General features: G+C 66.1%; 26 protein-coding genes. 5 read left to right on the top strand and 21 right to left on the bottom strand.

Translation table 11 applies throughout. From position 1 onward, the window contains the following. The 4 genes from IED13_RS01535 to IED13_RS01520 are packed head-to-tail and all read left to right on the top strand — an operon-like array spanning position 1 to position 2,611. Entirely contained in the window at positions 1-675 is a 675-nt protein-coding gene (locus IED13_RS01535) for an amino acid ABC transporter permease (RefSeq protein WP_191123145.1), read from the top strand. Then, complete coding sequence (locus tag IED13_RS01530) at positions 675-1,340, top strand: amino acid ABC transporter permease (RefSeq protein WP_191123144.1); 666 nt, start codon at positions 675-677, stop codon at positions 1,338-1,340. Before IED13_RS01535 ends, IED13_RS01530 begins: the two co-directional genes overlap by 1 nt. A gap of 25 nt (positions 1,341-1,365) precedes the next feature. After that, positions 1,366-2,298 carry an N-carbamoyl-D-amino-acid hydrolase gene (locus tag IED13_RS01525; protein ID WP_191123143.1) on the top strand — a complete coding sequence of 311 codons (933 nt, stop codon included), beginning with the start codon at positions 1,366-1,368 and terminating at the stop codon, positions 2,296-2,298. 58 nt (positions 2,299-2,356) lie between these two features. Beyond that, positions 2,357-2,611: a hypothetical protein gene (locus IED13_RS01520; protein WP_191123142.1), complete on the top strand. Its 255-nt coding sequence runs from the start codon at positions 2,357-2,359 to the stop codon at positions 2,609-2,611. A 10-nt stretch (positions 2,612-2,621) separates the two neighbouring features. On the opposite strand, the gene IED13_RS01515 is transcribed toward IED13_RS01520, so the two are convergent. From IED13_RS01515 to IED13_RS01480, 8 genes are all read right to left on the bottom strand, one after another. Further along, positions 2,622-4,106, bottom strand: coding sequence for a mannitol dehydrogenase family protein (locus IED13_RS01515; RefSeq protein ID WP_191123141.1), 1,485 nt, complete (start codon positions 4,104-4,106; stop codon positions 2,622-2,624). A 2-nt stretch (positions 4,107-4,108) separates the two neighbouring features. Next, positions 4,109-4,849, bottom strand: coding sequence for a glycerophosphodiester phosphodiesterase family protein (locus IED13_RS01510; RefSeq protein WP_191123140.1), 741 nt, complete (start codon positions 4,847-4,849; stop codon positions 4,109-4,111). Positions 4,850-4,879: 30 nt separating this feature from the next. Continuing rightward, positions 4,880-5,770 (bottom strand): ABC transporter permease subunit, encoded by an 891-nt coding sequence (locus tag IED13_RS01505; RefSeq protein WP_113253165.1) that lies wholly within the window; start codon positions 5,768-5,770, stop codon positions 4,880-4,882. A 7-nt stretch (positions 5,771-5,777) separates the two neighbouring features. Then, the gene (locus IED13_RS01500) at positions 5,778-6,785 is read right to left on the bottom strand and encodes an ABC transporter permease subunit (protein WP_191123139.1); all 1,008 of its coding nucleotides are present in this window, start codon (positions 6,783-6,785) and stop codon (positions 5,778-5,780) included. Next, entirely contained in the window at positions 6,769-8,082 is a 1,314-nt protein-coding gene (locus tag IED13_RS01495; RefSeq protein WP_191123138.1) for an extracellular solute-binding protein, read from the bottom strand. Before IED13_RS01495 ends, IED13_RS01500 begins: the two co-directional genes overlap by 17 nt. A 158-nt stretch (positions 8,083-8,240) precedes the next feature. Continuing rightward, complete coding sequence (locus IED13_RS01490) at positions 8,241-9,188, bottom strand: sugar-binding transcriptional regulator (RefSeq protein WP_112765149.1); 948 nt, start codon at positions 9,186-9,188, stop codon at positions 8,241-8,243. A 7-nt stretch (positions 9,189-9,195) separates the two neighbouring features. Further along, the gene (locus IED13_RS01485; protein ID WP_113253168.1) at positions 9,196-9,873 is read right to left on the bottom strand and encodes an HAD family hydrolase; all 678 of its coding nucleotides are present in this window, start codon (positions 9,871-9,873) and stop codon (positions 9,196-9,198) included. A gap of 258 nt (positions 9,874-10,131) precedes the next feature. Next, entirely contained in the window at positions 10,132-11,172 is a 1,041-nt protein-coding gene (locus tag IED13_RS01480; protein WP_112765147.1) for a zinc-dependent alcohol dehydrogenase, read from the bottom strand. 195 nt (positions 11,173-11,367) lie between these two features. On the opposite strand from IED13_RS01480, the gene IED13_RS01475 reads away from it, so the two are divergent. After that, positions 11,368-12,318, top strand: a complete 951-nt coding sequence (locus IED13_RS01475; protein ID WP_191123137.1) for a sugar-binding transcriptional regulator — start codon at positions 11,368-11,370, stop codon at positions 12,316-12,318. 10 nt (positions 12,319-12,328) lie between these two features. Here IED13_RS01475 and IED13_RS01470 read toward each other — a convergent pair whose 3' ends face one another. The 13 genes from IED13_RS01470 to IED13_RS01410 all read right to left on the bottom strand — a co-directional run bounded on the left by IED13_RS01470 (position 12,329) and on the right by IED13_RS01410 (position 26,364). Beyond that, a complete protein-coding gene (locus tag IED13_RS01470; RefSeq protein WP_191123136.1) occupies positions 12,329-13,120 on the bottom strand; it encodes an inositol monophosphatase family protein in 792 nt (263 codons plus the stop codon). Then, positions 13,117-13,959 (bottom strand): phosphodiesterase, encoded by an 843-nt coding sequence (locus tag IED13_RS01465; RefSeq protein ID WP_191123135.1) that lies wholly within the window; start codon positions 13,957-13,959, stop codon positions 13,117-13,119. Before IED13_RS01465 ends, IED13_RS01470 begins: the two co-directional genes overlap by 4 nt. A gap of 88 nt (positions 13,960-14,047) precedes the next feature. Continuing rightward, positions 14,048-15,319 carry an ABC transporter substrate-binding protein gene (locus tag IED13_RS01460; protein ID WP_191123134.1) on the bottom strand — a complete coding sequence of 424 codons (1,272 nt, stop codon included), beginning with the start codon at positions 15,317-15,319 and terminating at the stop codon, positions 14,048-14,050. Positions 15,320-15,405: 86 nt separating this feature from the next. Next, positions 15,406-16,170: a carbohydrate ABC transporter permease gene (locus tag IED13_RS01455; RefSeq protein WP_377848896.1), complete on the bottom strand. Its 765-nt coding sequence runs from the start codon at positions 16,168-16,170 to the stop codon at positions 15,406-15,408. Between the two features lie 110 nt (positions 16,171-16,280). After that, on the bottom strand, positions 16,281-17,204 hold the full coding sequence (locus tag IED13_RS01450) for a carbohydrate ABC transporter permease (protein WP_191123132.1): 924 nt from the start codon (positions 17,202-17,204) through the stop codon (positions 16,281-16,283). Between the two features lie 2 nt (positions 17,205-17,206). Then, the gene (locus tag IED13_RS01445) at positions 17,207-18,394 is read right to left on the bottom strand and encodes an ABC transporter ATP-binding protein (protein WP_142020374.1); all 1,188 of its coding nucleotides are present in this window, start codon (positions 18,392-18,394) and stop codon (positions 17,207-17,209) included. Between the two features lie 80 nt (positions 18,395-18,474). Further along, entirely contained in the window at positions 18,475-19,296 is an 822-nt protein-coding gene (locus IED13_RS01440) for a metallophosphoesterase family protein (RefSeq protein WP_191123131.1), read from the bottom strand. A gap of 155 nt (positions 19,297-19,451) precedes the next feature. Next, positions 19,452-20,180: an SDR family oxidoreductase gene (locus IED13_RS01435; RefSeq protein WP_142020376.1), complete on the bottom strand. Its 729-nt coding sequence runs from the start codon at positions 20,178-20,180 to the stop codon at positions 19,452-19,454. Further along, positions 20,177-21,829 (bottom strand): FGGY-family carbohydrate kinase, encoded by a 1,653-nt coding sequence (locus IED13_RS01430; protein ID WP_191123130.1) that lies wholly within the window; start codon positions 21,827-21,829, stop codon positions 20,177-20,179. Before IED13_RS01430 ends, IED13_RS01435 begins: the two co-directional genes overlap by 4 nt. 1 nt (position 21,830) lies before the next feature. Further along, positions 21,831-23,270, bottom strand: a complete 1,440-nt coding sequence (locus tag IED13_RS01425; RefSeq protein ID WP_191123129.1) for an FAD-dependent oxidoreductase — start codon at positions 23,268-23,270, stop codon at positions 21,831-21,833. Between the two features lie 74 nt (positions 23,271-23,344). After that, positions 23,345-24,640 carry an ABC transporter substrate-binding protein gene (locus IED13_RS01420; protein WP_191123128.1) on the bottom strand — a complete coding sequence of 432 codons (1,296 nt, stop codon included), beginning with the start codon at positions 24,638-24,640 and terminating at the stop codon, positions 23,345-23,347. A 25-nt stretch (positions 24,641-24,665) separates the two neighbouring features. Then, on the bottom strand, positions 24,666-25,499 hold the full coding sequence (locus IED13_RS01415) for a carbohydrate ABC transporter permease (RefSeq protein WP_142020380.1): 834 nt from the start codon (positions 25,497-25,499) through the stop codon (positions 24,666-24,668). Beyond that, on the bottom strand, positions 25,489-26,364 hold the full coding sequence (locus IED13_RS01410; protein ID WP_191123127.1) for a carbohydrate ABC transporter permease: 876 nt from the start codon (positions 26,362-26,364) through the stop codon (positions 25,489-25,491). Before IED13_RS01410 ends, IED13_RS01415 begins: the two co-directional genes overlap by 11 nt. Positions 26,365-26,396: the final 32 nt, after the last annotated feature.

The raw sequence follows: 26,396 nt of genomic DNA, 5'->3' as shown, positions 1-26,396 counted from the left end.
ATGGATCGCTTCCTCGACAGCTTCCTGAACGCCAAGCTGATCGCCGCCAGCTGGCCGGCGATCCTGAGCGGGCTGGTGGTGACGATCGAGATCGCGGCACTCGTCGTCGTGACGGGCCTGCTGCTCGGCCTGGCACTCGCAATGGTGCGCTGGCGGGCCGGCCGCTGGTTCGCCTGGCCGCTGATGCTCTTCGTGGATCTCTTCCGCGCGGTGCCCCCGCTCGTGCTCGTGCTGCTGATCTTCTTCGGCCTGCCCAATATCGGCATCGAATTGCCGAGCTTCGCAGTGCTCTGGCTCGTGCTCTCGCTGGTGCTGGCCGCCTTTGCCGAGGAGATCGTCTGGGCCGGGCTGATCGCAGTGAAACGCGGCCAGCGCGAGGCCGCCCGCTCGACCGGGCTGACCGAGACCCAGACACTTCTCTACGTCGTCCTGCCGCAGGCGCTGCGCCTCGCCGTGGCGCCGTTGACCAACCGCACCATCGCCATCACCAAGAACACCGCACTGGGAACGGTGATCGGCGTGCCGGAGATCATCAACCAGGCGACGACGGCGGTCTCCTTCTCGGGCAATGCGACGCCGCTGCTGATGGGCGCCTTCGCCTATCTCTTGCTCTTCATCCCGATCATCGGCCTCGGTCGGCTGATCGAGAGCCGCTTCGCCTGGAGGCGCCAGTAATGGACGTACTCCTCCAGCAGTTCTTCAATCTCGACATTATGGGCAAGGCCCTGCCGCTGGTGCTGCAGGGCTTGAAGACCACGCTACTCATCTGCCTGATCGTCATCCCGATGGGCCTCATCGGCGGCGTGCTGGTGGCGTTGGCCAGCCGATCCACGGTTCGCGTCCTGCGGGTTTCGGTGACGCTGCTCGTCGACCTGATGCGTGCCTTACCCCCGCTCGTGGTGCTGATCCTCGTCTATTCGGGGCTGCCTTTTCTCGGCCTGCGCATCTCGCCGCTTACGGCGGTCGTGATTGCCTTCTTCCTCAACAACGCCGCCTATTACGGCGAAATCATCCGCGCGGGCATTGAGAGCGTCCCCGCCGGGCAGTGGGAGGCGGCACGCTCGACCGGCCTGAGGGCGGACCAGGCTTTCACTTGGGTCATCCTGCCGCAGGGCCTGCGCAACGTGCTGCCGGACCTCGTCTCGAACACGGTCGAGGTGGTGAAGCTCACCTCGCTCGCCAGCGTCGTCTCGCTGCAGGAGATGCTCTACTCGGCCGACATGGCCCGTTCTCTCACCTTCAACGCCTCGCCGATCGTGCTGGCCGCGCTGATCTATTTCGCGCTGCTCTGGCCGGCGGTGAGGCTCGTCAGCCGCCTCGAACACGCCGCCGCCCGCTGAGCGGCCATCACTGAAAGGACGCGCCATGCGCATGCTCACCGTCGCCGCCGCCCAGATGGGCCCGATCCAGAAGGCTGACAGCCGCCAAGCCGTGATCGCCCGCATGATCGCTCTGCTCGACGAAGCCAAGGAGAAGGGCGCCGATCTGGTTGTCTATCCCGAGCTCGCGCTGACGACCTTCTTTCCGCGCTGGTATCACGAGGACCGCGCCGAGGCCGACATCTGGTTCGAGGACGCGATGCCCGGCCCAGCGACGCAAGCCCTGTTCGACCGGGCGCGCGAACACGGCATCGCGATTTCCTTTGGCTATGCCGAGAAGACGCCGGACGGGCATCATTTCAACACCAGCATTCTCACCGACAAGAGCGGCGCCATCGTCGGCAAATACCGCAAGATCCATTTGCCCGGACACGCCGAATACGACCCCGAGCGCACGCACCAGCACTTGGAAAAGCGCTATTTCGAGCCGGGCGATCTCGGCTTCCCCGTCTGGCGCACGCTCGGCGGCGTGCTCGGCATGGCGATCTGCAACGACCGGCGCTGGCCCGAGACCTATCGCGTCATGGGCCTCCAGGGCGTCGAGATGGTGCTGATTGGCTACAACACGCCATCGGTGAATTCGCAGCGCGGGGCCGAGGGCCCTGAAAAGCGCCTCTTCCACAACCGCCTCAGCGTCCAGGCCGGCGCCTATCAGAATGCCACCTGGGTGGTCGCGGTCGCCAAGGCCGGCGACGAGGACGGCCATCACATGATCGGCGGCTCGCTGATCGTCGACCCCAATGGCGAGATCGTCGCCGAGGCCAAGACCGAGGGAGACGAATTGCTGGTGCACGCCTGCGATCTCGATGAGACGGCCTTCGGCAAATCGACCATCTTCGATTTCGCCCGCCATCGCCGCATCGAGCATTATGGGCTCATCACGAGCCGCACCGGTGCAGTGCCGCCGCCGGAGGCGTGAGCGCTGCATCGAACGGACGCCCGGCCGCCGAGGGCGCAGCCTTTCGGGGAGAAAGACCATGATCCGCATCCTCGTCATCAATCCGAGTTCGAACGAGGCTGCCGCCGACGGGCTGCGCCAGGCGCTGGCGGCTTTCGCGCGCACGGGCGGTCCCGAAATCGTCTGCGAGACGCTGGCTGAAGGTCCCTTCGGCGTCGAAACACAGGAGCATGTCGAGGCCGTGCCCCTGCCGCTGCGCCGGGACAGGTGCGTTCAGACTTCCGGATTCGATCGGAATGCAGACTTCGGACCGGAGGTTGGAGCGTGCGCCTGAACTTCGGCCATCAGGGGCTGCGCGATGCAAGATAGTCATCGATGCTCGCACGTGTTCCCGCCTGCCAGATTCTCTGCAGCGCCCGGCAGAACGCCTTCCGGAAGCGCCGATCGTCCGGCAGATTTCCATAGATATCTCGCATCTGCAGCCAGGTTTCCGGTGCGGATCTGGCTTGTTGCGCCTGCTGGTTGAGCCGCGACCACTCCGGGTCATTGGGCCCAATGGCTTGCCCGCTTTCGGTTTCGCCATAGCAGTAGCGGCACCAGAGAGCGCTGACGAGCGCAAGCCCGTCGATGGGTGTGCCCGCGCGCAAGGCATCGCGCAGCGTCGGCAGGATGAATTTCGGCTGGCGGTTGGAGCCGTCCAGGCAGAGCCGGCGGATCGTGTCGCCGATCCTGGGATTGGCGAAGCGCCGCTCGATGGTCCGTTTGTAGCCGGCCAGATCGGTATCAGGGACTGGCGGCACGACCGGAATGACCTCGTCGTCGAGCAAGGCCGAGAGAAAGCGGGCGATCTGGGCGTCCTGCATCGCCTCGTGGACGAAATGGATGTCGAGCAGGCCCGCGGGATAGGCGATCGCCGCGTGGCCGCCATTGAGGATGCGGATCTTCATCAGTTCGAAGGGCGCGACATCGGCGACGAACTGGACACCGACGTCCTCAAGACGCGGGCGCCCGGCCGGGAAGTGATCTTCCAGCACCCATTGCCGGAAACCCTCGCAGAAGACCGGGCGGCTGTCCGCGATGCCGAAATCGTCGCGCAATGACTGGCGTTCGCGCTCCGAGGTGGCGGGCGTGATGCGGTCGACCATGCTGTCGGGAAAGGCGACGTTTTCCCGAATCCAGAGTGTGTCGACGCGATCGATGAGATCGACAAGACCGGTAACGGCGTCGGCCGTGACATGGCCGTTGCCCGGCAGGTTGTCGCAGGACATCACCGTAAAAGGCTGCAGGCCGGCGGCGCGACGCTTCAGCAGCCCGGCGGCGATCAGGCCGAAAGCGGTCTTCGGAGAAGCGAGGCGATCGGCGGCATCGGCCACGATATCGGGATGGCCGGGATCGAAGGCTTGCGTCGCCGGATCGATGTAATACCCGCCCTCGGTGACGGTCAGCGAGACGATCCGCGTGCGGGGATTGACGAGGCGCTCGATGATCGCGGCGCTGTCGCCGGGCGGCACGAAATCGATCATCGCGCCGGTAACGCGCGCCTGCGAGCGCTCGGCCTCTTGCGTCACCACCGTGGTCAGGAAATCCTGCGCGGCAAGATCGCGGCCCATCGCGGCATCGCTCTCCCGCACGCCGGTGCCCACCACCGCCCAGTCACGGTCGCGCTCACGCTCGAACAATTCGTCGAGATAGGCTGCTTGATGCGCGCGGTGGAAATTGCCGACGCCGATATGGACGATGCCCGGGCTCAGCTCTTCCGGTCGGTAGCCGGGGATACCGACCGCCGGGCGGAGCTGCCCGAGCGTCGCGCGGGACAGGCGCACCGCCATGCTCAACCCTTCCTTGCAGCGCGCAATTGCAGGGCGAGATCGGGGCGGTCGCTGGTGATCTGCGAGATCGGTTGACCGAGCCAGAAATCAAGCTCGCGCACGGTATTCGGCACCCAGGCGCCAAGCTTGTCGCGGCCGACGATGCTGGCGGCGCGATCGACGGTCAGCCGCAGCAGCGATTGCTCGACGGCGATGATGCAGCCGAGATCGACGAAACGCCGCAAGGTGTGATCGACGCCGCCGAAGGCCTCGCAGGAGCGGCGGTCGACCGAGGCGAGCCGGCGCATATGCGGCGCCTTCGCCCGGATCTCCTCGATCACCTCCGGAACGAAGCAGGTCAGCACCACGCGCGCGGCCATCTTGCGAGCCTCGACCAGCGCGATGACCTTGTCGAGCAGGCCGGGATAAGGATTGCCGTAGGCGTCCATCTTCATCTCGATCTCGAGCTCGATCCCCGTCGGGCCGAAGACATCGAGCACCTCCGGCAGGGTCGGGATCGTCTCGCCCAGCGTGTCGTCGAGCATCACCTTCGCGAGCGCGGCGCGCGAGAGATGCGCGACCGGGCCCTTATGGTCGGTGGTGCGGTCGAGCAGCGGATCGTGGATCACCATGATCTCGCCGTCGTTCGACAGGTGGACGTCGAGTTCGACGGCATCAACGCCCAAGCCGCAGACATTGCGGAAGCCGCTCAGGCTGTTCTCCGCCCAGATGTTGCGCGCGCCGCGATGACCGATGATCCGCATGTCGAAAAGCCTTGCTTGCCCGTGGGCGGTTTATTTGCCGCTATCCACCAGCCCCTTCACGAACCAGCGTTGGAGGATGAGGATGACGAGGGTCGGCGGCAGCATCGTCAGGAAGGCCGCATTCATCAGGAGATGCCAGGTCGGCAGCGAGTCGCCTTGCGGCATCAGCTTCTTCAGGCCGATCACGGCATTGGCCATGGCCGGCTCGGTGGTGAGCAGCAGCGGCCAGAGATACTGGTTCCAGCCCATCAGGAAGAGGATGATCGCCAGCGCCACGATGTTCGAGCGCGACAGTGGCAGCAGGATCAGTCGGAAGAACTGCCAGGGCGTGGCGCCGTCGATGCGCGCGGCCTCGCAGAGCTCGTCGGGGATGGTGAGGAAGAACTGGCGGAACAGGAAGGTCGCGGTCGCAGACGCAATCAGCGGCAGGATCAGGCCGGAATAGGTGTTGACCAGGTTCCAGTCGAGATCGACCAGCGCCTTGATGCCGAGCCAGGAGCCGAGGATGTTGAGCGGCAGCGCGACATTCGCCGCGGATTCATAGGTCGGCACGATGCGCACCTCGATCGGCAGCATCAGCGACATGAAGATCAGCCAGAAGGCCGTCATCCGGAAGGGGAAGCGGAAATAGGTGACGGCGAAGGCCGCGATGACCGAGACCGCGAGCTTCCCCACGGTGATACCGATGGCGATGATGAAGGAGTTGAGCAGCAATCGGCCGAAATTGGCATTGCTCAGCACCGTCTGCATGTTCGCCAGAAACTGGCTGCCGGGCAGCCAGGACATCGGCACGCGCATGATCTCCTGCTGCGAGAGCGAGCCGGTGACGAAGACGAAATAGATCGGCAGGCAGACGAGCGCGGCGCCCACCAGCAGGATCAGGTGGCAGAGAGCATCGATGACGGGGGTGCGCTCGTTCATCGCGGGCCTAGACGCTGTAGTTCACGCGGCGCTCCACGAAGCGGAACTGCGCGAAGGTCAGGAACAGCGCGAGCGCCATCAGCACCACGGATTGCGCTGCCGACGAGCCGAGATCGAGCGTGACGAACCCGTCCTGGTAAACCTTGTAGACGAGGATCGAGGTGGCGCCGGCCGGGCCGCCGCGCGTGGTCGCGTCGACGATGGCGAAGGTCTCGAACAGCCCGTAGACGAAGTTGATGACGATCAGGAAGAACAGCGTCGGCGCGATCATCGGCAGCGAGATGCGCAGAAAGCGCTGGATCGGCCCCGCACCATCGAGATAGGCGGATTCGAGGATCGACTGGGGCACCGACATCAGCGCTGCGACGAGGAAGATGTAGTTGTAGCAGATGTGCTTCCACGAAGCCGCCATCACGACCAGCGCCAGCGCATGCCAGGAGTTGCGGTTCGGGTCCCAGTCGAGACCCAGCCCCTGCAGCATATGGGCGACGGGGCCGACACGGGGATTGAACAGGAAGGCGAGCATGATGCCGGCGATCGCCGGCGCGATGGCATAGGGCAGCAGCAGCACGGTGCGGTAGGCGCCGCGCCCGCGCAGGATATGGTTCGAGGCGAAGGCGAGCAGCAGCGCTACCGACAGGGTCAGCACGTTCTGCGCGAGGGTGAAGATCAGCGTCACCTGCGCCGAGGACCAGTAGACGCCGCTGCGGAACAGCCGCTCGAAATTCTGGAAGCCGACCCATTGCGTCGTGGCGCCGAAAGGATCGGTCAACTGGAAGGCCTGGATCAGCGCCCTGATCGAGGGGATGAAGAAGAACAGCAGCAGGATGAAGAGCTGCGGCGCCAGCAGCCAGAAGGGCAGGCGCCATTCGCGGAAATGCGCGCGCTTCAGCCCGCTTTCGGTCTTCCCATCGCCGGCGCCCTTCACGAGAAGGCGCCGCAGCGGCGAGCGGAGGCGCAAACTGCCCCCGCCAGCTGCCACCGGAAGGCCGGCCGCCTTATTTCTTGCCAGCATTGAGCTGCTCGTAGCGGCGCAGCGACTCGTTGCCGCGAGACACCGCATCGTCGAGCGCCTGCTGCACCGGCTTCCGGCCGAGGAAGGCGGCCGAGACCTCTTCCATGATCGCGACGTTGATCTGGTTGCTGTTGCCGATGCGGAAGCCGAGCGAATTGTCGCTCGGCGTGCCACGCATCAACTGGAGCACGGCGATCTCGCGCGTCGGGTTCTTCTGGTAGTAGCCCTCAGCCTTGGCAGCGTCATAGGCGGCGGTCGTGACCGGGACATAGCCCGTCGCCTGATGCCACCAGACCTGCGTGTCGGTCCTGGCGAGGAAATCGTAGAAGGCGGCGATCGCCTTGTACTTCTCCGGCGTATGGCCCTTCAGGGTCCAGAGCGCGGCGCCGCCGATGACGCTGTTCTTCGGGGTGACGCCCTGTTCATAAGGCAATTCGGCCGCGCTCCAGTCGAACTTCGCGGCTGCGACGACGGCGGCATGCGAGGCGGTCGAGGCGATGATGGTCGAGCATTCGCCGGAGGTGAAGAGCTGGATCGGGATGATGCCCTGGCCGGCGAGCTGCATCACACCGGTCGAGACGAGGCGCTTCATCCGCTCGACCTGGCCGACGAGCTTGCCCTTGTTGAAGACGAAGCTGGTGTCGAGGCCGTCCATGCCGTTGCGCTTGGTCGCATACGGGATGTCGTTCACGGCGCTGTAGTTCTCGAGGAAGCTCCACTCATAGTCGCCGGGAAGCACCATCGCGCATTTCGACACGCCCTTGGCCTTGATCGCGTCGAGCTGCGGCTCGAGTTCCTGCCAGGTCGCGCCGGGCTTGTCGAAGCCGGCGGCTTTGAAGTGGTCGCGGTTGTAGAACAGGATCGGCGTCGAGGAGTTGAACGGCATCGCCTGAAGCTTGCCGTCGATCGCGTAATAGCTGACCACCGGCGCGATGAATTTCGCGGTATCGATGGGATGGCCCTGCTGCGCCATCAATTCGCTGGTCGGGAGGATGGCGCCGGAATTGACCATCGTCAGGAAGGAACGCTCGTTCGACTGCACGATCTCGGGCTGGCGCTTGGCACGATAGGCCGCGATCGTGCCGTTCAGGACCTCGTCATAGGTGCCCTTGCCGATCGCCTTGACGACGTAGTCCTTCTGCGAGTCGTTGAACTTCTTGACCAGCTCGTCGACGCGCTCGCCGAGCGCGCCGCTCATTGCGTGCCAGAACTCGATTTCCGTTGCTGCCTGCGCGGAGCCGAGCCCAGCCAACAGCAGAGCGCCTGCACCCGCCAACGCACCATAGAAAGATCGCATCTAAAGCCTCCCTCGTCGTTTTTGGTGAGCATATGCTCTTTATTGAAGCATATGCTCGCACACTGGCTCGTTATGTCAACCGTTGGTGACGGGCGGATGACAGCCGTGCGCGAGGCCTTGCCCGCGCGCGGGTAATGGGCCGTCCGATGAGGGAGGGGTCAGTCCGTGAGGAGGGCGCGGGCGGTGTCTTCGTCGGTGACGAGGCCGTTGACGATTGTCCCGCTCAGCGCCGCGCGCAGCGGCGCGACCTTGGCCGGGCCCTGGCCGATGCAGATGCGCAGGCGGGCGCTGCCCGGCTCCGGCGGCACGCTGGTCACGCGCAGATTGGTGCCGCGATCGAGAAAGCGGCCTTCGGCGTCGAAGACCCAGCCGGTCACCTCGCCGACGGCGCCGTGGCGGACCATCTCGAGCAATTCGCCGCGGGTCATGAATCCGTCGCGGTAGAGCACGGCGTCCTCGCCGATCTGGCTGATGCCCATGACCCAGAGATCGGCCTCGCCGGCGATGGCGCGGATGCGCCGGATCGACTCGATTTCGATGAGCTGGGCGCGCTCCTCGGGACTCGAGACATAAAGTGGCAGCGGCATCGGGAAATGCTGCGCCTTGGTGATTTCCGCGAGCTTGACCAGTGTGTCGAAGGGGCTTGCCGACCCGTCCGGCGAGATGGTGCCGACCAGCGAAACCAGCCGGTGCAAGGGGCAGGACATCGAGGGAACGCGCTCGATGCTGGCTCGCATCGAGCGGCCGGTGCCGAGTGCCATGACCAGCGATTTGCGCGAGCGCAGCCAGCGCTCGATGAGGACGCCGCCGAGCGCGGCGACGCCGGCCGCGCCCGTTTCCGGCGAGCCATCGGAAGGGGCGACGTCGCAATGCAAGAGCTCGAAGCGGTCGCGCAGCCTTGCGGCGAGGTCCATGCAGGCGCTGATCGGATGGTTCATCCGGAAGCTGATCAGCCCCTCGCTGCGGCACAGCGAGACGAGGCGTTGCGCCGCCGGGCGCGAGATGTTCAGGATCTGCGCGATATCGTCCTGCGTGCGGCCGGCGATGTAGTAGAGCCAGCCGGCGCGGGCGGCGTCCTCGAGGCGGTTGCTGTCGTTGTCGGCCATCGAATCCTCAGTGCGCCACCGGCGCAAGTGCGAGTTCTTGCCAGGATTCGAAGAGGCGGTCGGCTCCCGCCGCCAGAAGCGCCTGTCGCTGGTCCAGTATCGCGAAATGGCTGCCGGCGGCGAGGCCATACGCCGTCATCCCCGCGGATTTCGCGGCCATCACGCCGCTGACGCTGTCCTCGATCACCAGGCAGCGCTCGGGCGCCACGCCGCGCTCGCTGGCCGCCAGCAGAAACAGGTCAGGGGCCGGCTTGCCGTGTCGCACGCGCGTCGTGCTGAAGATCCGCCCCTCGAAGAGATCCCAGATATCCGTCTTTCGAAGGCAGATCTCGATGCGCTCCGCGTCGCTGGACGAGGCGACACAGTAATCGCTGCCGAAGGCTTCGACGGCGCTGCGGACGCCCTCGACAGGCTGGAGTTCGCTGCTGAACGCGGCGAAGAGCTGCGCCCGCCAGTTCCGCATGAAGTCGACCGAGGCCGGGCGGCCGGTCATTCTCTCGTAATCCTGGATGACTGCGTAAGACGGCCGTCCGAGATAGCGGCGCATGACCGTCTCCAGATCATAGCTCGGATCGAACGGCGAGAGAATATCGACCAGGGTCCGGCAACTGATGACCTCGCTATCGACGAGCACGCCGTCGCAATCGAGGATGACGAGGTCGAAAGGCGAGATTGTCTGGGGCATCGGACAACAGTCAATTTGAACGAATGCTCACATGAAGAGCATTCGACCGATCTCCTGTCAAACCCGGTCCCGATCAGTGCAGCGTGCGGCCGACCTCACCGGCGTGCCGTTGCGAGGCCTGCTCGCCCGACAGATGGGGCGGGGAAGGGCAGCGGCAACGGGCGCTCCACCTGCGGGCCGAGCTCATTGAGCAATGCCGCCTCGGATCGTCCCGAGATCGATGCTAGTGAAGTGCACATCACGGCCTGTGGCGCCGGCTCAGCGGTGTTCATCGGGCAGACGGCCGGGATAGATCATGCTTTTGACCATGCCGGCTTCGTTGGCGGCATGGCGGCGGAAGGCGGCCGGCCCCTCGGCGAGGGGGAAGCGATGGCTGACCACGGCCTCGACATCGACCTTGCCGAGCGCCACCAATTCGATCGCGCGCGGATAGACATGGCCCATCCGGCGCGAGAACTTGATGTTGAGCCCGCGCCTGCGGGCTTCCGCGGCCGGGATCACGTAGCTGTCGCCGTCGGGGATGCCGACCAGCACGACACGGCCGCCGATGCGGGCGGCGCGGATGGCATCGCGGAAACCCTCGGGAGCGTTCGTCGCCTCGATCACCAGTGGCAGGCCCTCGCCCTTCGTCCATTCGGCGATGTCGGTGACATCAGCGCCGGCCTTGCTGGCGCCGAGCTTCAGCGCCAACTCGCGGCGATGTGGCTGCGGATCGCAGGCGAGAATCTCGCCGACGCCGGCCGTGCGGAGCACTTGCAGGATCAGGAGGCCGATCGGGCCGCAGCCGATCAGCGCCACGCGTTCGAGCAGGCGCGGCTTGGCGAGATCGACCGCATGGATCGCGACGCCGAGCGGCTCAAGCATCACCGCATCGCTCGGCGAGAAGGTCTCGGGCACCGGCACGATCTGCGATTTCGGCACCCAGATTCGCTCTGTCATCGCCCCGTCATGCGGGGGAGCCCCGATGAAGACGACCTCGGGGCAGAGATTGGGATGCCCGCTCCGGCAATGCTCGCACTGCCCGCAGGCCTGGTTGGGATCGACGGCGACCAGCGCTCCGCGCGCAAGGCCGAGATCCGGCAAATCCTCCGTCAGCCAGCCGCTGAATTCATGGCCGGGGACGAAGGGCGTCGCGATCACGGCCGAGCCGATGCCGCCATCCTTGTAGTAGTGCAGATCGCTGCCGCAGAGCCCGACGGCGGCGACATCGAGCAGGGTTTCGCCCGCCGCTCCCTCGCGGAGATTGAACGGCGCGAGGCGCGCATCGCCTGCGGCGTGGAGGAAGACGGCACGGGACATGACGGTCGCCACTCGTTTTGCGAAGGATCTTATGCAAATGTATTTTGTGATTTACATTGGTTTTCGTCAAGCATGAAACCGTCGGGGCTCCCTGCGTTGTGGCAGAGTGCGAAAGCGATGTAAGCCAGCCTGGAAGACTCTGCCGACCGCCGCCGCGCATGCCGCAGGCAGCTCGCAATGCATCAGGATACCGCCATGCCGGAGGAACCGCAGACGCAAGTTCGAGCCGCCTGGCTCTATTACATGGAAGGACTGACCCAGGCGGAGATCGCGGATCGGCTGAAGATGACCCGCCTGCGCGTCAATCGGCTCCTGGTCGAGGCGCGTAGCAACGGGCTGGTCAGCATTACCATCAATTCCCGGCTGGAGAGCTGCGTCCGGCTGGAGCGCGCGCTGATAGCGGAATTCGGCCTGAAGGACGCGATCGTGGTGCCGAGCCCCGCCGATCCCGATCAGATCGCAGCGCAGATCGGGAAGGCCGCCGGCGAGTTCGTTTCGCGAATCGTCGAGGAGAAGCCGAGCGGTATTGTCGGCGTCGGCTGGGGCGGCACGCTGAGGGAGATCATCCGCCATATCCGCGCCGGGCAGTATCGCGAACTCGCGGTGACCTCGATGATGGGCGGGCTGACCTACGGGATCGAGATCAACACCTTCGAGATCGCCAGCCGTTTCGCCCGGCTCTGGCAGGCCGAATGCCATTATCTGGCGGCGCCGATCTATGCCGGCGCCCCGCAATCGCGCGACACCATCCTGGCGCAGGACGTGTTCGAGGCGGCCTTCGCCCGGATCAGGGCGACCGATGTCGCGATCCTCAGCGCGGGCGATCTGAGCGAGCGCTCGCTGTTGGTGCGCTACGGGCTGCCGGGCGATGTCCGCGTTGCGGAACTCGCGGAAGCGGGCGCGGTCGGTGACATGCTCGGTCAGTTCATCGATCGCAGCGGGCAGGACATTGCGCATCCGATCAATCGCCGCGCCATCGCGCTCCCGCTCGACGCCCTGCGCCGGATACCGACCGTGATCCTCGCCTCTGGCGGGGTCAACAAGGCTGAGGTCATCGCCGCCACGCTGCGCGGGAAGCTGGCCTCGGTGCTGATCACGGACGAGGAGGCGGCCGCCGCCGTGTTGCAGAGCGCGGCGCCGGCCTGACGGCCACGCCTCAGGGGCTGCGGATCGCCTGCAGCAGTTCCTCGTGGATCAGTCCATTGGTGACGACCTTCTCCAGGTCCTCGTCAAGCGAGTCTACGCCGTCGACGGTCGTCACCTTCCCTCCGGCCGCCCGCACCAATGGCATCGCTGCAGCATGCGAGACGATATCGGCCTTGAGCCCGATGAAGGCATCGAGCCACCCGGCCGCGACCAGCGACATCTCCAGTCCGCCGGAGACGATGACACGCACGCCGCGGCACAGGCCGGCGAGACGCCGGATGACATCGCTCGTCCGGTTCGCGTCCTCGGTGCTGTAATGCGAGGTCAGGCAGATCGAGACGACGGCGTCGCTGAGGCGTGTCGTGGCCGAGACGCGCGCCGGTCGGCCATCGACGGTCGCGATGCCGCCTTCGGCGAAGCGAGCGGAAAGCCCGACGAGCGGGGCATGGGTGAGGCCGAGCACGGTGCGGCCCTGCTCTTGATAGGCCAGGGTGACGGAGAACCAGGGCAGGCCGGAGGCGTAGTTCACCGTGCCGTCGAGCGGGTCGATGATCCAGCGCGGCGCTGCTTCCGAGCCGCTGAAGCCGGCCTCTTCCGAGAGGATCGCCGCTTCGGGCGTCAGGGCGCGCAGGCCGTCGATGACCAGGCGTTCGGAGGCCAGATCGGCCGCCGTGACCACGTCGTTCAGCTCCTTGCGGGTGACGCCGAGCTCGGCGCCCTGCATCTGCACGAGAACCTCGCCGGCCCGGCGGGCGAGGGCGTCGGCCTGGTCGAGCAGGGCGAGAAGGCGAGGTTCGGTCATTGGGCAGGCACCGTTTGCGGCTTTCCGGGATAGGCGGGATCGAGCACGAAATCCCGGCGCGGTCCATAGTCGCCGATCGGCTGGAGATGGCTGACCATCCCGAGGCCGGGCTTCCAGACATGGAGGGCGAGTGCAGGCGGCTCCATCACAAACCTGTTCTCCGTGCCCGGTCTCAGGTCGAGCGCGACCTGATGGGCGGTGCCGGGCACGACATAGCCGATGGTGCCGGCGAAGCGCAGCTGGATCGGCCGGTGATAATGGCCGCAGAGCACGCGTTCGATCTCGGGATGGCGAGCGATCAATTCGGCGAAGCCCGACGAGACCTTGCAGGGCATGATGTCCATGCCGTCGACGCCGACGGGGAAGGGCGGATGGTGCATGAAGATCACCGTCGGCTTGCCCTGTCCCTGCGCCAGTTGCTCGGCGAGCCAGGCCTCGCGCACGGCGCAGATCTCGCCGCCATCCTCGCCAGCGACGACGGTGTCGAGACCGATCAGCCGGACGGGAAAATCGTCGATGACATAATGCAGGAAGCCCGCCTGCGGCAGGTAGGGGTGATCGGGACGCAATTCCGCGGCGAAGGTGTCGCGGCGGTCATGGTTGCCTGGGATGACATAGATCGGCATCGGCAGGCGCCGCAGCGCCGCGCGGACGATGCCGTATTCCTCCGGCAGGCCGCAATCGGAGAGGTCTCCGGTGACCAGCACGCAATCGGGCCGCGGCTCCAGCTTCAGAATCTCGTCGACCGCCCGCTCGATCGCCGGATTGGTCTCGACGATGCCGTAGGCGGGGTTGCCGTGCGGGCGGGCATGGAAGTCGCTGAGCTGGGCGATGATCATCGGGGAGACGTCCGGCGGTCTGGAAAAGGGGAACCGCCCGGTCGAGTGAAGACCGGGCGGCGATGGGCAGGCGCCGAAGCGCGGCCGCTCACTTCATCAGGGCTTCGGTCTCGGAGACGATGCGCTCGATGCCGGCCTTGGGCTGGATCTCGCCACGCATCACGCCGGCGACGACCTCGCGCTGCTGGCGCCAGATGCGCACCGAGTTGCCACCCGGATAGCCTTCCCACGGCGCGGCGCGGGAGACCTGGCCGTTGATCGTGCGGAAATTGGCGTTCTCCTTGTAGAACGGGCCGAGGAAGGCATCTTCGCCGGCGCGTAGATTGGTTGGCATGTAGCCGGCGGTCTCAACGACGATCTTCTGGGCTTCCGGTCCGGTGACGAACTTGATGAACTCCCAGGCTGCCTTCTGCTTGGCCGGGTCCTTGGCAGTGATCAGCGCGGCATTGCCGCCGGTCGGCAGCTTGCCGTTGGCCTTGTCGTCGACCGGGAAGAGCGCGGTCTTCAGCGTGAAGCGGTCTCCGATCAGGTCGGTGACCTGGCGCAGGCGAGCCGGCGTGTCGAAGAAGATGCCGATCTTGCCGGCGATGAACTGCTGGCGCGACTGGTCCCAGTCGATCAGCGGCATGCCGCCTTCGGTGACGAAGCTGCGCAGCAGCGACAGCGTCTTCTCGCCGGTCTCGCCGCCGAAAGCGACCTTCTTGCCATCGGCCGAGAGCATCGAATGGCCGGCCTGCAGGATCACGCCGCGCCAGAGCCAGTCATCCGGCCAGTCGTGGATGTTGTAGGCCATGCCGGCGGTGTCGCCGCTGCGGATCTTCCTGGCGAGCGCGACGGTGTCGGCCCAGTTGTCGGGCATCTTGTCGGGATCGCCGCCGGCCTTCTTCACCAGATCGGCGTTGAAATACATCAGCGGCGTCGAGGCGTTGAAGGCGAGGCCGACCTGCTTGCCGTTGACCTGGCCGAGCGAGAGCAGCGCTTCGGAATAATTGGCCTTGCGCCAGGCTTCCGGCTCGGCCTTCAGCAGCGGACCGAGATCGACGACCTGCTTGCGCTTGTCGAGGGTCTCGACGAGTTCGGTGAGCAGGTGGAAGCCGGAATAATAGACATCCGGCAGCTGGTTGGTCACCGAAGACCGCAGCATCGCCTGATGGCCCTCGTCATAGCTCGCAGCCGGCGCCCGGAAATTGATCTTGATGTCCGGGTGCTTCTTCATGAATTCCGCGGCGATCGGCTCGTGGAACTTGGCGAAAGCCGGGAAGGCGTAGAGCACGTCGAGCGTGACTGGCTCTGCCTTCGCGGCCGTCGAGGCGACGAGGGCCAGAGCCGCCGCGGCAAGGGCTTTGCCGAGAGGTTTCATGCGTGATCTCCTTGGCATGGACAGCGGGGCTGTCGGGTTGCAGTTGCTTCAGGCCTGAACTTTGGGGGGCGCGGCCGTGCGGCCGGCTACTTCACCCCGGTCATGGTGATGCCGTCGATGAACCGGCGCCTCGCGACGAGGAAGGCGATGACGAGCGGCGCGGTCAGGATCGTCGCGGCGGCCGTCAGTGCGCCGTAATTCGATCCGGTCTCGGCATCGGCGAAGAACATCATCCCGAGCGGCGGTGGCGCGAGCTTGGCGTCGGAGATGACGATCAATGGCCAGTAGAGGTCGTTCCAATGCGCTACGGCGGAGAACACCGAGAAGGCGGCGATGGCCGGCCAGGCGCTCGGCGTGACGATGCGCCAGACGATCTCGAATTCGCTCATCCCGTCGAGCCGGGCGGCGTTGATGATGTCGTCGGGAAAGCTGCGGAAGAACTGGCGGAACAGGAAGATGGCGAAGACCGATAGGAAGAACGGCACCATCATCGAGAAATAGGTGTTGAGCAGCCCAAGCTGGGCGAGCGCGATATAGAGCGGCATGGCCGGCACCTGCACGGGGATGCACAGGCCGAGCAGGACCAGCACGAAGAGCGCATTGCGGCCGGGAAAATCGAGCTTCGCCAGCGCATAGGCACAGGGTATCGCGACGAGGAGCTGGACGATCAGGATGCCGCCGCAGAGGATGACGCCGTTCAGCGCGAAGCGCAGCAGGGGCGCCTTCTCCATGGCGAAGCCGTAATTCTCGAGGCCGTAGAACCGCTTCGGCCAGAGCGAGATCTCGGCGTTGAAGATCTCGGCCGGCGGCTTGATCGAGGTCACCAGCATCCAGATGAAGGGCGCCAGCATGAAGATGGCGCCGGCGATCAGCACGCCATGGACCAGCACAAGCGAGAGAAAACGGCGCAGCACCGAATGGGCGGGCGTGACCGGGGCGTCGGGGAGCGCGAGATCGGTCATCAATAGTGCACCTTCTTGTCGAGGGCGAAGGTCTGCACGGCCGAGAAGACGAGGATGAAGGCAAGGAAGATGAAGGTCAGCGCCGCGGCATAGCCGGTGTGGAAATACTGAAAGCCCTCGAGATAGATGTTGTAGAGCAGCACCTCGGTCGACCCGACCGGGCCGCCGCGCGTCATCACCGCCACCGTGTCGAAGATCTTGAAGGCGGTGATCATGGTGGTGACCAGGACGAACATCGTCGTCGGTCCGAGCAGCGGCCAGGTGATGGTCAGGAAGCGGTCGATCCCGCTGGAGCAGCCATCGATATCGGCTGCCTCGTAGAGATCGCGCGGGATCGCGGTCAGCCCGGCCAGGAACAGGATCATGTTGAAGCCGATGAGCTGCCAGATGCCGATCACGGCAAGCGTCGCCAGCGCGGTCGAGGGCTCGCTGAGGAAGGCGATCGGGCCGATACCCAGCCATTTCAGCAGGCCGTTGACCGGCCCCAGCGAGGGATGGAGCAGGAACTGCCAGACCGTCGCCATGGCGATCAGGGTCGAGGTCACCGGCAGGAAATAGACCACCTCGTAGAAGGAGCGCGTGCGCTTGCGCCGGTGCACGAGCACGGCGATCAGCAAGGCGCCGAACACGCCGCCGGGCACGACGATGGCGACATAGAGCAGCGTGTTGACGAGCGAGCGCCGGATGATCGGATCGGCCAGCGCTTTCTGGAAATTGGCGAGGCCGACCCAGTCCATGTCGACGCCGCCGAACTCGTAATTCGTGAGGCTGAGCCAGAGCAGGACGGCGAGCGGCAGCAGGATCGTCAGCAGGAGCAGGACGAAGGCTGGCAGGGCGAAGCCGAGCCCGGTGACACGCTCGATCCAGAGCCTGCGGCGGGTGGCGGGAGCGAAGCCGGCGGTCGAGGGGAGGGCGAGCGTCATGCTCAGGCCCTCAGCGGCACGACGGAGCCGCTTGCGGCGCCTTGTCCGCGCGGCTCGATGCGCTCGCCATCGGCGGCGAAGACATGGGCGGCAGCCTCGTCGAAGCCGAGCGTGACCTCGGCGGCCTCGTTCACGCCGGCGGCTGCGGCCGGCGTCGCGCGCATCGTCACGCCGGCGGCGTCGCGCCCGGCGAGATCGAAATGCAGGATGTATTCGGAGCCGAGATTCTCCTTGCGCCGCAGGCGGGCCGAGAACCAGGCGCGGCCATTGCCAACGGGTTCGCCCTGGACGAGCGAGAGCGCCTCGGAGCGGATGCCGAGCGTCACCGTCTGCCCCGATGCGAGTGGAACGGCGAGCGCCAGGGGCCGGCCGAAGAGTTCGAGGCGCCCGCCTTGTGCGACTGCCGCCGGCAGCAGGTTGATCGCCGGGCTGCCGATGAATTGCGCGACTTTCAGAGAGGCCGGTTTCTCGTAGAGCTGGGAGGGCGTGCCGAGTTGCAGCACGGAGCCTGAATCCATCATGGCGACGCGGTCGGACATCGTCATCGCCTCGACCTGATCGTGCGTGACGTAGATGAAGGTCGCGCCGAGACGCTTGTGCAGCTCGGCCAGCTCCGTCCGCATATGGACGCGGAGCTTGGCGTCGAGATTCGAGAGCGGCTCGTCCATCAGGAAGACGTCGGGGTTGCGCACCATCGCGCGACCGAGCGCGACGCGCTGGCGCTGCCCGCCGGAAAGCTGGGCCGGTTTGCGGGCGAGCAGATGGTCAAGCTGGAGCTGTGTCGCCACTGCCGCGACATCGGCCTCGATGCCGCGCATCACGGTCCTGCGCTGGGCTGAGATCTGCCGCAGTAGCGGCAGGCGCTGCCAGAGCTTGAGCCGCGACATCGTCAGGGGCAGGGCGATGTTCGCGCCGACGCTCATATGCGGGTAGAGCGCATAGGACTGGAAGACCATGGCGACGCGCCGCTCATGCGGGCGCAGATGATCGACGCCGCTGCCACCGATCGCGACGCTGCCGCCATCCTGGTGCTCGAGGCCGGCGATGATCCGGATCAGGGTCGACTTTCCGCAGCCGGACGGGCCGACCAGCGTCAGGAACTCGCCATCGGCGATATCGAGATCGACGCCGCCCAGCACCTTCGTCGATCCAAAGGATTTGGCGATCGAGGAGAGTGTAACCTTGGCCATGGCTTCGCCTTTCTGCGGCCCTGCGGGCTCTTCGTTGGGCGTGTTTCGGCCCGGCGCCCGCTGGCGACCGGGGAGGCGTTTCAGGCGGCGTGCGGCGGGTAGACCTCGTGGATCACGTCGTCGATCCAGAGCGTCTTCAGCGCGGATATTTCGTGGATCTCGGCGGAGAAATCCCGTCCGTCGAACGCATAGGAGACGGCACCGAGCGTCGTCGTACCGGCCATGCCCGGCTGCAATTCGGGGCCGACGACGAAGCCGGATGAGGGCCCCCAGATGTAGCGCGTGCCGGCGATCGTGAAGTCATGCGCGCGGTGCAGGTGGCCGCTGGCGACGAAGGCGACCTCGTGACGGCTGATGAGGTTGAGCAGATGCGCGCGCGGCCGCGGCGGCACGCTCCAGTAACCCATGTCGCCCTCATCGGGCGTCTCGATAAAGAGCGGGCGGTGCAGGAACCAGCCGAGCCGGCGGCCCCGCGCCTCTGCGATCTGACGGTCGAGCCAGTCGAGCTGGCGCCGTTCCTCGGCCTCGTCGCTGCCGAACAGCATCGAATTGAGGCCGATCAATCGCCAATTTTTGAGGTCATGGACCCAGAAATCGTCGCCGAGATGCTGGCGCCAGCGCGCGAGGCGGGCCTCGTTCACCGGCTGATGCGGGTGATAGGCCTCGCCGACATCGTGATTGCCGGGGATGCTCAACACGGGCACGCTCAGCGTATCGAGCAGGGCGCGGCAATGGCGCATGTCCTCGTCGATATCCGCACCATCGACCGTGACGTCGCCGGTATGGATGACGAGGTCGGGCGCCTGTGCGGCGAGCCACTCGGTCAGCGGAGCCCAATTATCGGCAAAATGCCGCTTGGTCGGGCTCAGATGCGTGTCGGAAATCTGCACGATACGCTGCATGTCCCCTCCGGAATTCGCCACTTCATCGGGCGACCGTCTCATCCCGGCGCGAGCGCCGGGCAGCGGCTTTGCCTTGAACAATACAAATGAATGTTTGATGACACAATTGTATTTTAAGTGCTTGTTCGCCTGCTGCGACCGAAGACCGTTTCCGGCTAGAGATCGGTGCTTTGCGGCAGGATCACGAGGTCGCGGATCGTGACATTGCGGGGCCGGGTCAGCATGAAATGCACGGCTTCCGCCACCTCTTCGGCCTCGATCAGGCCGCCACGGGCGCGCTCGGCGTCGAGTTTCTCCTGCGGCCAGTCCGCGATCAGCGCCGTTACGACAGGCCCGGGCAACACGGCGCCGACCCGCAGGCCGTGCGGGATGACCTGGCGGCGAAGCGTGTGGACGAAGGCCTGAACCGCATGTTTCGAGGCGGTGTAGACCGGCTCCCATATCACCGGAACGACGCCGGCCACCGAACTGGTGACGAGAATGTCTCCGGTCTTGCGCTCGATCATATGCGGCAGCACGGCATGGATGCTGCGAAAGACCGCGTTGACGTTGAGATTGAGCATCCGGTCCCAGGCATCGGGATCGCCCTCGCTCACCGGGCCGCCGACATAGGAACCGGCATTGGCATGGAAGATGTCGAGCGGGCCGGCCTTGTCGAGGATCGCCGGCAGCATGCCGGCAACGGAGGCGGGGGCGGTCAGGTCGACGACCAGCGGGATCGCGTCGGGCCCGAGCGAGGCGCAGGCCCGTGCGAGGGCTTCGCCGTCGCGATCGACGAGCACGACGCGCGCGCCGGCCGCGAGAAGCCTTTTCGCGCAGGCGAGGCCGATCCCAGAGGCTGCGCCGGTGATCGCGGCGGTCTTTCCGGTCAGGTTTTGGGTCACGACGAGGTCTCCAGAGCTTGATGGCGCACGGGCCGCATGAGCTCGCGGGCTGTGCGGGCGGCCGCCTGCAGCGTTTCGAAGGCGGCGAGGCGACGAGCGTGCAGATCAGCGATTTCGCCACCAGCCGGTGTGAAGACGGCGGCGCCCGGCGCCATCCGGGTCATGGCCTCGCCAAGGTTGGGGAAGGTCTTCGCCGCTGTGGCCGCGAGCATGGCGGAGCCGAGCAGGACCGGGTCGACATCGTCAGGCGCCAGCAGTGGTAACTTGGAACAATCGGCCAGCAATTGCCGGATCAGGGGATGGCGTCCCGCGCCGCCGCTTAGCACGATCGCCTCGATCGTGGCGCCCTTGACCCGGCTCGCTTCGATGATCTGGCGCAGGCCGTAGCCGATCCCTGTCAGGCCGGCGACATAGAGCGCGACGAGGTCGTCGAGGTCGCGTTCCATGCCGAGCCCGGCGATCACGGCGCGCGCCTGCGGGTCGGCATGGGGGGAACGGTTGCCGAGAAAGTCGGGCACGACGATGATCTCGCCGGCGAGAAGGGCTGCTTTCGATGGCGTGGCCGCATGCCGGACCGCCTGAGCGGCGAGCCAGTCGGGCAGGGAGAGCCCTTCGCCTTCGGCGAGACGTTGCGCCTCGGGCGTTGCCGGGTGGAAGCCGATGAGCTGCTCGATGGCCGCGCCGGCTCCCGACTGCCCGCCCTCGCTGAGCCAGAGCCTTGGCGCCATCGCCGAGAAATACGGGCCCCAGATGCCGGGGATAAAGACCGGCTCGGCACTGCTCGCCATGGTGCAGGCCGAGGTGCCGAAGACATAGGCCATGCGGGTCAGCGCCGAACCGTGCGGCGAGCGTACGCCGACCGAGCCGACACCGCCGGCATGGGCATCGATCAGTCCGGCGGCGACGGCGGTGCCGGGCTTCAGACCGAGCTCGGCAGCGGCCTGTTCGGTGAGCCCGGTGCCGAGTGCCGTGCCGCCCGGAACGATTTCGATGCCGATCCGGGCGAAGCCGTCATCGGCGAGGTCGTCGAGCCCGACCCCGCGGAAATAGCTCGGGTCCCAGCGCCCCTCATGTGCGAGATAGGTCCATTTGCAGGTGACCGTGCAGGTCGAGCGCGCGAGCGAGCCGGTTGCGCGCCAGGTCAGGAAATCCGGCAGGTCGAAGAACTGCCAGGCGGCATCATAGGTCTCAGGCAGGTTCTCCTTGAGCCAAAGCAGTTTCGGCGTTTCCATCTCCGGCGAGATCGTGCCGCCGACATAGGCGAGGACCGGATGGCGCGTCGCGTTGATGCGTTCGGCCTGCTCGATGGCGCGATGGTCCATCCAGACGATGATGTCGCGGCCGGCATCGCCATGGGCGCCGACCGGCAGCGGTTTTCCGCCCGGCCCGAGCACGACCAGCGAGCAGGTCGCATCGAAGCCGATACCGGCGATGGCATCGGGCTCGAGCTTGGCCTCGGCCAACGCCTCGCGCACGCTGGCGCAGACGGCCTGCCAGATATCCGCGCTCGACTGCTCGGCGATGTCGGGGCCGTCGCGATAAAGCGCGATGTCGCGCCTGGCGGTCGCGAGCATGCGCCCACTCGGAGCGAAGATGCCGGCCCGGACGCTGCCGGTGCCGACATCGATGCCGATGAAATGCCCGGCCATGTCAGGCCGCAGCGCGGTTCGGCGGCCCGGCGCGCGTGCCGTCGGGGTTGCGCAGATAGACGCCACGCTCAAGCTGTTGGCGGCGCAGTTCTCCGACATCGATATCGGCCGGCGGCCGGTTGCCGCGCACGGAAATCTTGGCGGCGCGGCCGGCAGCCTCCCCCATCGCCATGCAGGTCGCCATGACGCGGATCGCGCCCATTGCCTCATGCGTCGCGGAGATGCTGCGCCCGGCGACGAGCAGGTTGCCGATCTTCTGCGGCACCAGCGAGCGATACGGGATGTCATAGCAGTCGCCGCACCAGATCAGCGTGCAGCCATCGTCTGACGGGCGGTGAATATCGATCGGATAGCTCGCGACCGCGATCGCATCGTCGAAATGGGTGCAGGCCAGCACGTCCTCTTGCGTCATTACGTATTGGCCGCGGATACGGCGCGTCTCGCGGATGCCGAGGAAGGGCGCCGTCTTGGTGAAATAGGCGTTCTCGAAGCCCGGCACGTAATTGACGAGATAGGTGACGATGTCGTCGATCTGGGCGCGGCCCTCGATCTCGCCCTTGGTCAGGCTGCGGGCATCGGTGCCGTCCGTGCCCTTGACGCGGGTCATGTTGATCCAGACCTCGCCCTTCTTCAGGCCGGTGATGATGATCGTGCGCTCGTTCGGGATCTGGAGGCCGCGCTCGGCCTTGGCCTTGGCCATGAGCTCGCGCATGCCGACGACGATGAACTGGTGGTTCTGGCCGAAATACTCGGCCGGGATGAAATCGGTGAGATAGGTTCGCGCGGCCGGCGGGGCATTGGCGATGGAAAGTCTCAAGGCATCGGTATCGACCCCGGCGAGGCAGAACATCAATGTCGGCGGCTGCATGCCGCCCTCGGCATTGCCCTTCTCGGTCGGCACGCCGGCGCTATAGGCGACGTCGGCATCGCCGCTGCAATCGATCACGACCTTCGCCAGAATGGCGGTGCGACCGCTCTTGCTCTCGGTGATGACGCCGCGGATCGTGTCGTTCTCGACCAGCGCTCCGGCGAAGAAGGTGTAGAACAGCACGTCGACGCCGGCTTCCGTCAGCATCTCCAGCGCCACCGTTTTCACCGCCTCGGGCTCGACCAGCGTGATGCCCATGTGGAGCGGGCAGGGGCGATGCTCGCTCGCGCCCTGGCGTTCCCGGCGCAGGCGCTCGATAAATTTCTGCGGCAGGCCGTCGATGATCTGGTTGCCCTTCTGGCCGAGGAAACCGAGCACCGGCAGGCCGATTGTCATGTTCCCGCCGACGAAGCTGCGGCTCTCGATCAGCCCGACCCGCAGGCCGTCCTCGGCGGCAGCGAGTGCGGCGGTGAGGCCTGATGGGCCGCCGCCGACGACGAGGACGTCATATTCGGCGGAGACGGGGATGGAGCGGGCCGGCTCCTCGATGAAGCGGGTCGCGGCGGTCGACATGGCGAGTTTCCTTCAAGGTGTCACGAAGTGTGCGAAAGCCTGCGGAACAGTGCGCCCCGCAGGTCGAAGAGTGATCAGGCCGGCATCATCGGCTTGACGCGTTCGATGATGGCGGAGACGGCGTCCTTGACCGGTTTGCGGCCGAGGACGGCGAGCTGAACCTCCTCGAGGAAAGTCGCCTGGGCGCGGGCAGCCTCCGGGAAAGGCGGGAAGGCGCCGCGCGCCGTCGCCAGCACCTTGGCTTCCACGGCGGCGAGCGCATTGCCGGCCTTCAGCTTCTCGTCGGCATAGGTCGAGACCCGCACCGGGCCGTTGCCGTTCAACGCCATGCCGAGCGTCACGCGCTTGCTGGAGACCTCTTTGATGAAGCTCCAGGCCAGCGCCTTGTCCTTCGCGTTCTTCGGGATCGACATCGCCCAGGCCTCGACGACCGAGGCCATCGGCATCTTGCCCTGGATCGCCTTTGAGCCGGGGAAGGGGACCGCCTTGATCTTGCCCGGGAATTTGCTCTGCTCGGCATTGTTGAGCTGCGCGCCCCGCGCGAAGGGCAGCACGGTGAAGGCGGCGCGGCCCTGCTGCAGCCAGGTGACCTGGTCGTCGTTCTTGGTCGTGGCGTAGCTGCGCGGCAGGCTGCCGCTTTCGAACATGCCGCGCAGAGCGCCTAGCCCCTGCTCCAGCGCTTCGCGGTTCGGCACCAGCTTGAGATCGGGGCCAATGAAATCGCCGCCATAGGCGCGGGCGAACATCACGGGAAAGACGGCGAGATCGCTCGCCAGCACCATCCCGGTCACCGGCGTGCCGGCCTTGGAAGTGAAAGTCGTCTTCTTCGCCTGCTCGATCAGCTCTTCCAGAGTCGTCGGCGGGGCGGAGATGCCGGCCTCCTCCAGCAGCGCCTCGTTGTAGAACAGGCCTTGCGTCGCATGGCGGACCGGGATGCCGATCAGCTTGCCGTCGACCGTCATGCCCTGCACGAGGCCGGACGCGATATCGCCGAAATCCTCGATCGCGTCCTTGTCCTGATAGGGGCCGAGCGGTTCGAACAGGGCGGCGATCTGCGATGTCGGCCGGTTGTCGATGAGATAGCCGACGCCATACTCGGTCTCCTTCAGGCTGGCCTCGCGGAAGAGCCGGTCCTGCAGCGGGTTCGAGTCGAAGGTGGTGAAGGCGATCTCGGCATCGTTGGCCTTGCGCCAGCCGGCCATCAGGTCGCCATCGCCGCTGCCGAGCACAGTCTGGTGGACCTTGTGGCTGAGGACGTTCAGCGTCTTGCCCGCGGCGAACGCGGGAGCGACTGCGAGCGTGGCGGCGACGCCGGCCGAGCCGGCAACAAAGGCGCGGCGGGTGAGCTTGGTTTCAGGCTTGTTCGACATGTTCTTCCTCCCTCTTTTTGGTTGGCTATCCCTTCGTCGAACCGGCGGTGAGGCCGGCCACGAGGTAGCGGTTCATGAAGACGACGAAGACGAGGACGGGCACGAGCTGCACCGTCGCGGCGGCGAAGAGAATCCCCCAGTCGACCCCGTCGATGGAGCCGATCATCTCGGAGATCACGAGTGGGGCCGTCTTCGCCTTCGTCGCCGTGAAGATGAAGGCGAAGAGGAACTCGTTCCACGAGAAGACGATCACGAAGACCGCGACGGCGAGCACGCCGGGCATCGCCAGCGGCGCAATGACCTTGCGCAGAATGGTCATGCGGCTGGCGCCGTCTATCGACGCCGCCTCGTCCAGCTCGCGCGGGATCTGGTCCATGAAGGTGCGCATCAGCACCGTTCCCAGCGAGACGAAGAAGGTGGCGTAGAGCAGGATCAGGACGAGATGGGTGTCGCTGAGCCCCAGCCAGTTCACGATCGGGAAGAGCGGCAACGTCACCACGATCGGCGGGATCAGGCGTACGATGATGAGCCCGAGCAGGCTCGCGCCGAGCCAGCGGCCGGAATTGCGCGAATAGACATAGCCGGCGCAGGCGCTGGCGATGATGGCGAGCAGCGTCGCGCCGACCGTGATCAGCAGGCTGTTGAGCAGCCCCTCGAAGAACACGCCCCAAGAGCGCCAGAGCTCGACATAGTGCTTGAAGGTTGGGGTGAACAGCCATTTCGGTGGCACGGCGAAGATGTCCTGCCCCGGCTTCAGTGACGACAAGGCGATGAACAGGATCGGGAAGAGCGACCAGAACAGGATCGCGACGACCGCGAGCGCCTTGCCCAGCCCAATCAGGAGCCGCTCAGTGCGCATGGGCGACACCTCCGCGCCTGAGCAGGAAGACATAGGCGCCGGCGAGCAGCAGCGAGGCCAGCACCATAATCCAGGCGGTTGCTGCGGCCGGGCCGAACGCGTTGAAGCTGAAGGCCTCCTGATAGAGGTAGATCGCCACGACCTCGGTCGAGCGGGCCGGCCCGCCCTTGGTCAGCAACCACGCCTCCGAGAACAGGCGGAAGGCGAAGATGTAGCGGAAGAGCAGCGCGATCAGCATGGCCGGGCCGAGCAGGGGCAGAGTCACGCGGCGGAAGGCCTGCCAGCGCGTCGCGCCGTCGATCCGGGCGGCTTCGTAGAGCTCGGCCGGGATGGCGAGCCGCGCCGCATAGACGATGACGAAGGTGAAGGGCAGGTGCAGCCAGATCGTCAGAAGGCCGATCAGGATCATCGCGTGCGAGGGCTCGAACGACCAGTCGAGCGAGGGCAGGCCAAGCGCGTGCAGGGCGAGCGTGATCGGCCCGGCATCGGGATCGAACAGGAAGCGCCACATCACGACGGCTGTGACCTCGCTGACCGCATAGGGCGCGAGCACCGCGACAAGCAGGAAGCGCCGGAAGGGCAGGCCGCTGGCGAAGAGCAGGGCCATGCCGAGGCCGACCGCCAGCTCCAGATGCACGGCTACGACGACGAGGACGACGGTGTTCCAGAGCGCGCTGAGGAAGGCGGGATCGGTCAGGACGCGCCAGTAATTCTGCAGGCCGACGAAGCTCGGCGCCTGGCCGAAGCTCGACGTGTTGAGGCTCAGCCATACGACATAGAGCGACGGCAGCACGATCACGCTCAGGATGAGCAGATGCACCGGCGCCAGCAGCGGCAGTATCCGTGCCGTTCTTTGCAATTGCACGCGTTCCTCCGGACTTCTTTCGTTCCGGGCTC

This window comes from Allobosea spartocytisi, from assembly GCF_014764685.1.
In the GTDB taxonomy this organism is placed as follows: Bacteria; Pseudomonadota; Alphaproteobacteria; order Rhizobiales; family Beijerinckiaceae; genus Allobosea; species Allobosea spartocytisi.
This window is presented reverse-complemented; position numbering and strand designations above follow the sequence as displayed.

Bases quoted from the DNA above. Each gene is read 5' to 3' on its own strand.
- IED13_RS01535 (WP_191123145.1), top strand. From the start codon at position 1: ATGGATCGCTTCCTCGACAGCTTCCTGAACGCCAAGCTGATCGCCGCC.
- IED13_RS01530 (WP_191123144.1), top strand. From the start codon at position 675: ATGGACGTACTCCTCCAGCAGTTCTTCAATCTCGACATTATGGGCAAG.
- IED13_RS01525 (WP_191123143.1), top strand. From the start codon at position 1,366: ATGCGCATGCTCACCGTCGCCGCCGCCCAGATGGGCCCGATCCAGAAG.
- IED13_RS01520 (WP_191123142.1), top strand. From the start codon at position 2,357: ATGATCCGCATCCTCGTCATCAATCCGAGTTCGAACGAGGCTGCCGCC.
- IED13_RS01515 (WP_191123141.1), bottom strand. From the start codon at position 4,106: ATGGCGGTGCGCCTGTCCCGCGCGACGCTCGGGCAGCTCCGCCCGGCG.
- IED13_RS01510 (WP_191123140.1), bottom strand. From the start codon at position 4,849: ATGCGGATCATCGGTCATCGCGGCGCGCGCAACATCTGGGCGGAGAAC.
- IED13_RS01505 (WP_113253165.1), bottom strand. From the start codon at position 5,770: ATGAACGAGCGCACCCCCGTCATCGATGCTCTCTGCCACCTGATCCTG.
- IED13_RS01500 (WP_191123139.1), bottom strand. From the start codon at position 6,785: ATGCTGGCAAGAAATAAGGCGGCCGGCCTTCCGGTGGCAGCTGGCGGG.
- IED13_RS01495 (WP_191123138.1), bottom strand. From the start codon at position 8,082: ATGCGATCTTTCTATGGTGCGTTGGCGGGTGCAGGCGCTCTGCTGTTG.
- IED13_RS01490 (WP_112765149.1), bottom strand. From the start codon at position 9,188: ATGGCCGACAACGACAGCAACCGCCTCGAGGACGCCGCCCGCGCCGGC.
- IED13_RS01485 (WP_113253168.1), bottom strand. From the start codon at position 9,873: ATGCCCCAGACAATCTCGCCTTTCGACCTCGTCATCCTCGATTGCGAC.
- IED13_RS01480 (WP_112765147.1), bottom strand. From the start codon at position 11,172: ATGTCCCGTGCCGTCTTCCTCCACGCCGCAGGCGATGCGCGCCTCGCG.
- IED13_RS01475 (WP_191123137.1), top strand. From the start codon at position 11,368: ATGCCGGAGGAACCGCAGACGCAAGTTCGAGCCGCCTGGCTCTATTAC.
- IED13_RS01470 (WP_191123136.1), bottom strand. From the start codon at position 13,120: ATGACCGAACCTCGCCTTCTCGCCCTGCTCGACCAGGCCGACGCCCTC.
- IED13_RS01465 (WP_191123135.1), bottom strand. From the start codon at position 13,959: ATGATCATCGCCCAGCTCAGCGACTTCCATGCCCGCCCGCACGGCAAC.
- IED13_RS01460 (WP_191123134.1), bottom strand. From the start codon at position 15,319: ATGAAACCTCTCGGCAAAGCCCTTGCCGCGGCGGCTCTGGCCCTCGTC.
- IED13_RS01455 (WP_377848896.1), bottom strand. From the start codon at position 16,170: ATGCTGGCGCCCTTCATCTGGATGCTGGTGACCTCGATCAAGCCGCCG.
- IED13_RS01450 (WP_191123132.1), bottom strand. From the start codon at position 17,204: ATGACGCTCGCCCTCCCCTCGACCGCCGGCTTCGCTCCCGCCACCCGC.
- IED13_RS01445 (WP_142020374.1), bottom strand. From the start codon at position 18,394: ATGGCCAAGGTTACACTCTCCTCGATCGCCAAATCCTTTGGATCGACG.
- IED13_RS01440 (WP_191123131.1), bottom strand. From the start codon at position 19,296: ATGCAGCGTATCGTGCAGATTTCCGACACGCATCTGAGCCCGACCAAG.
- IED13_RS01430 (WP_191123130.1), bottom strand. From the start codon at position 21,829: ATGGCCGGGCATTTCATCGGCATCGATGTCGGCACCGGCAGCGTCCGG.
- IED13_RS01425 (WP_191123129.1), bottom strand. From the start codon at position 23,270: ATGTCGACCGCCGCGACCCGCTTCATCGAGGAGCCGGCCCGCTCCATC.
- IED13_RS01420 (WP_191123128.1), bottom strand. From the start codon at position 24,640: ATGTCGAACAAGCCTGAAACCAAGCTCACCCGCCGCGCCTTTGTTGCC.
- IED13_RS01415 (WP_142020380.1), bottom strand. From the start codon at position 25,499: ATGCGCACTGAGCGGCTCCTGATTGGGCTGGGCAAGGCGCTCGCGGTC.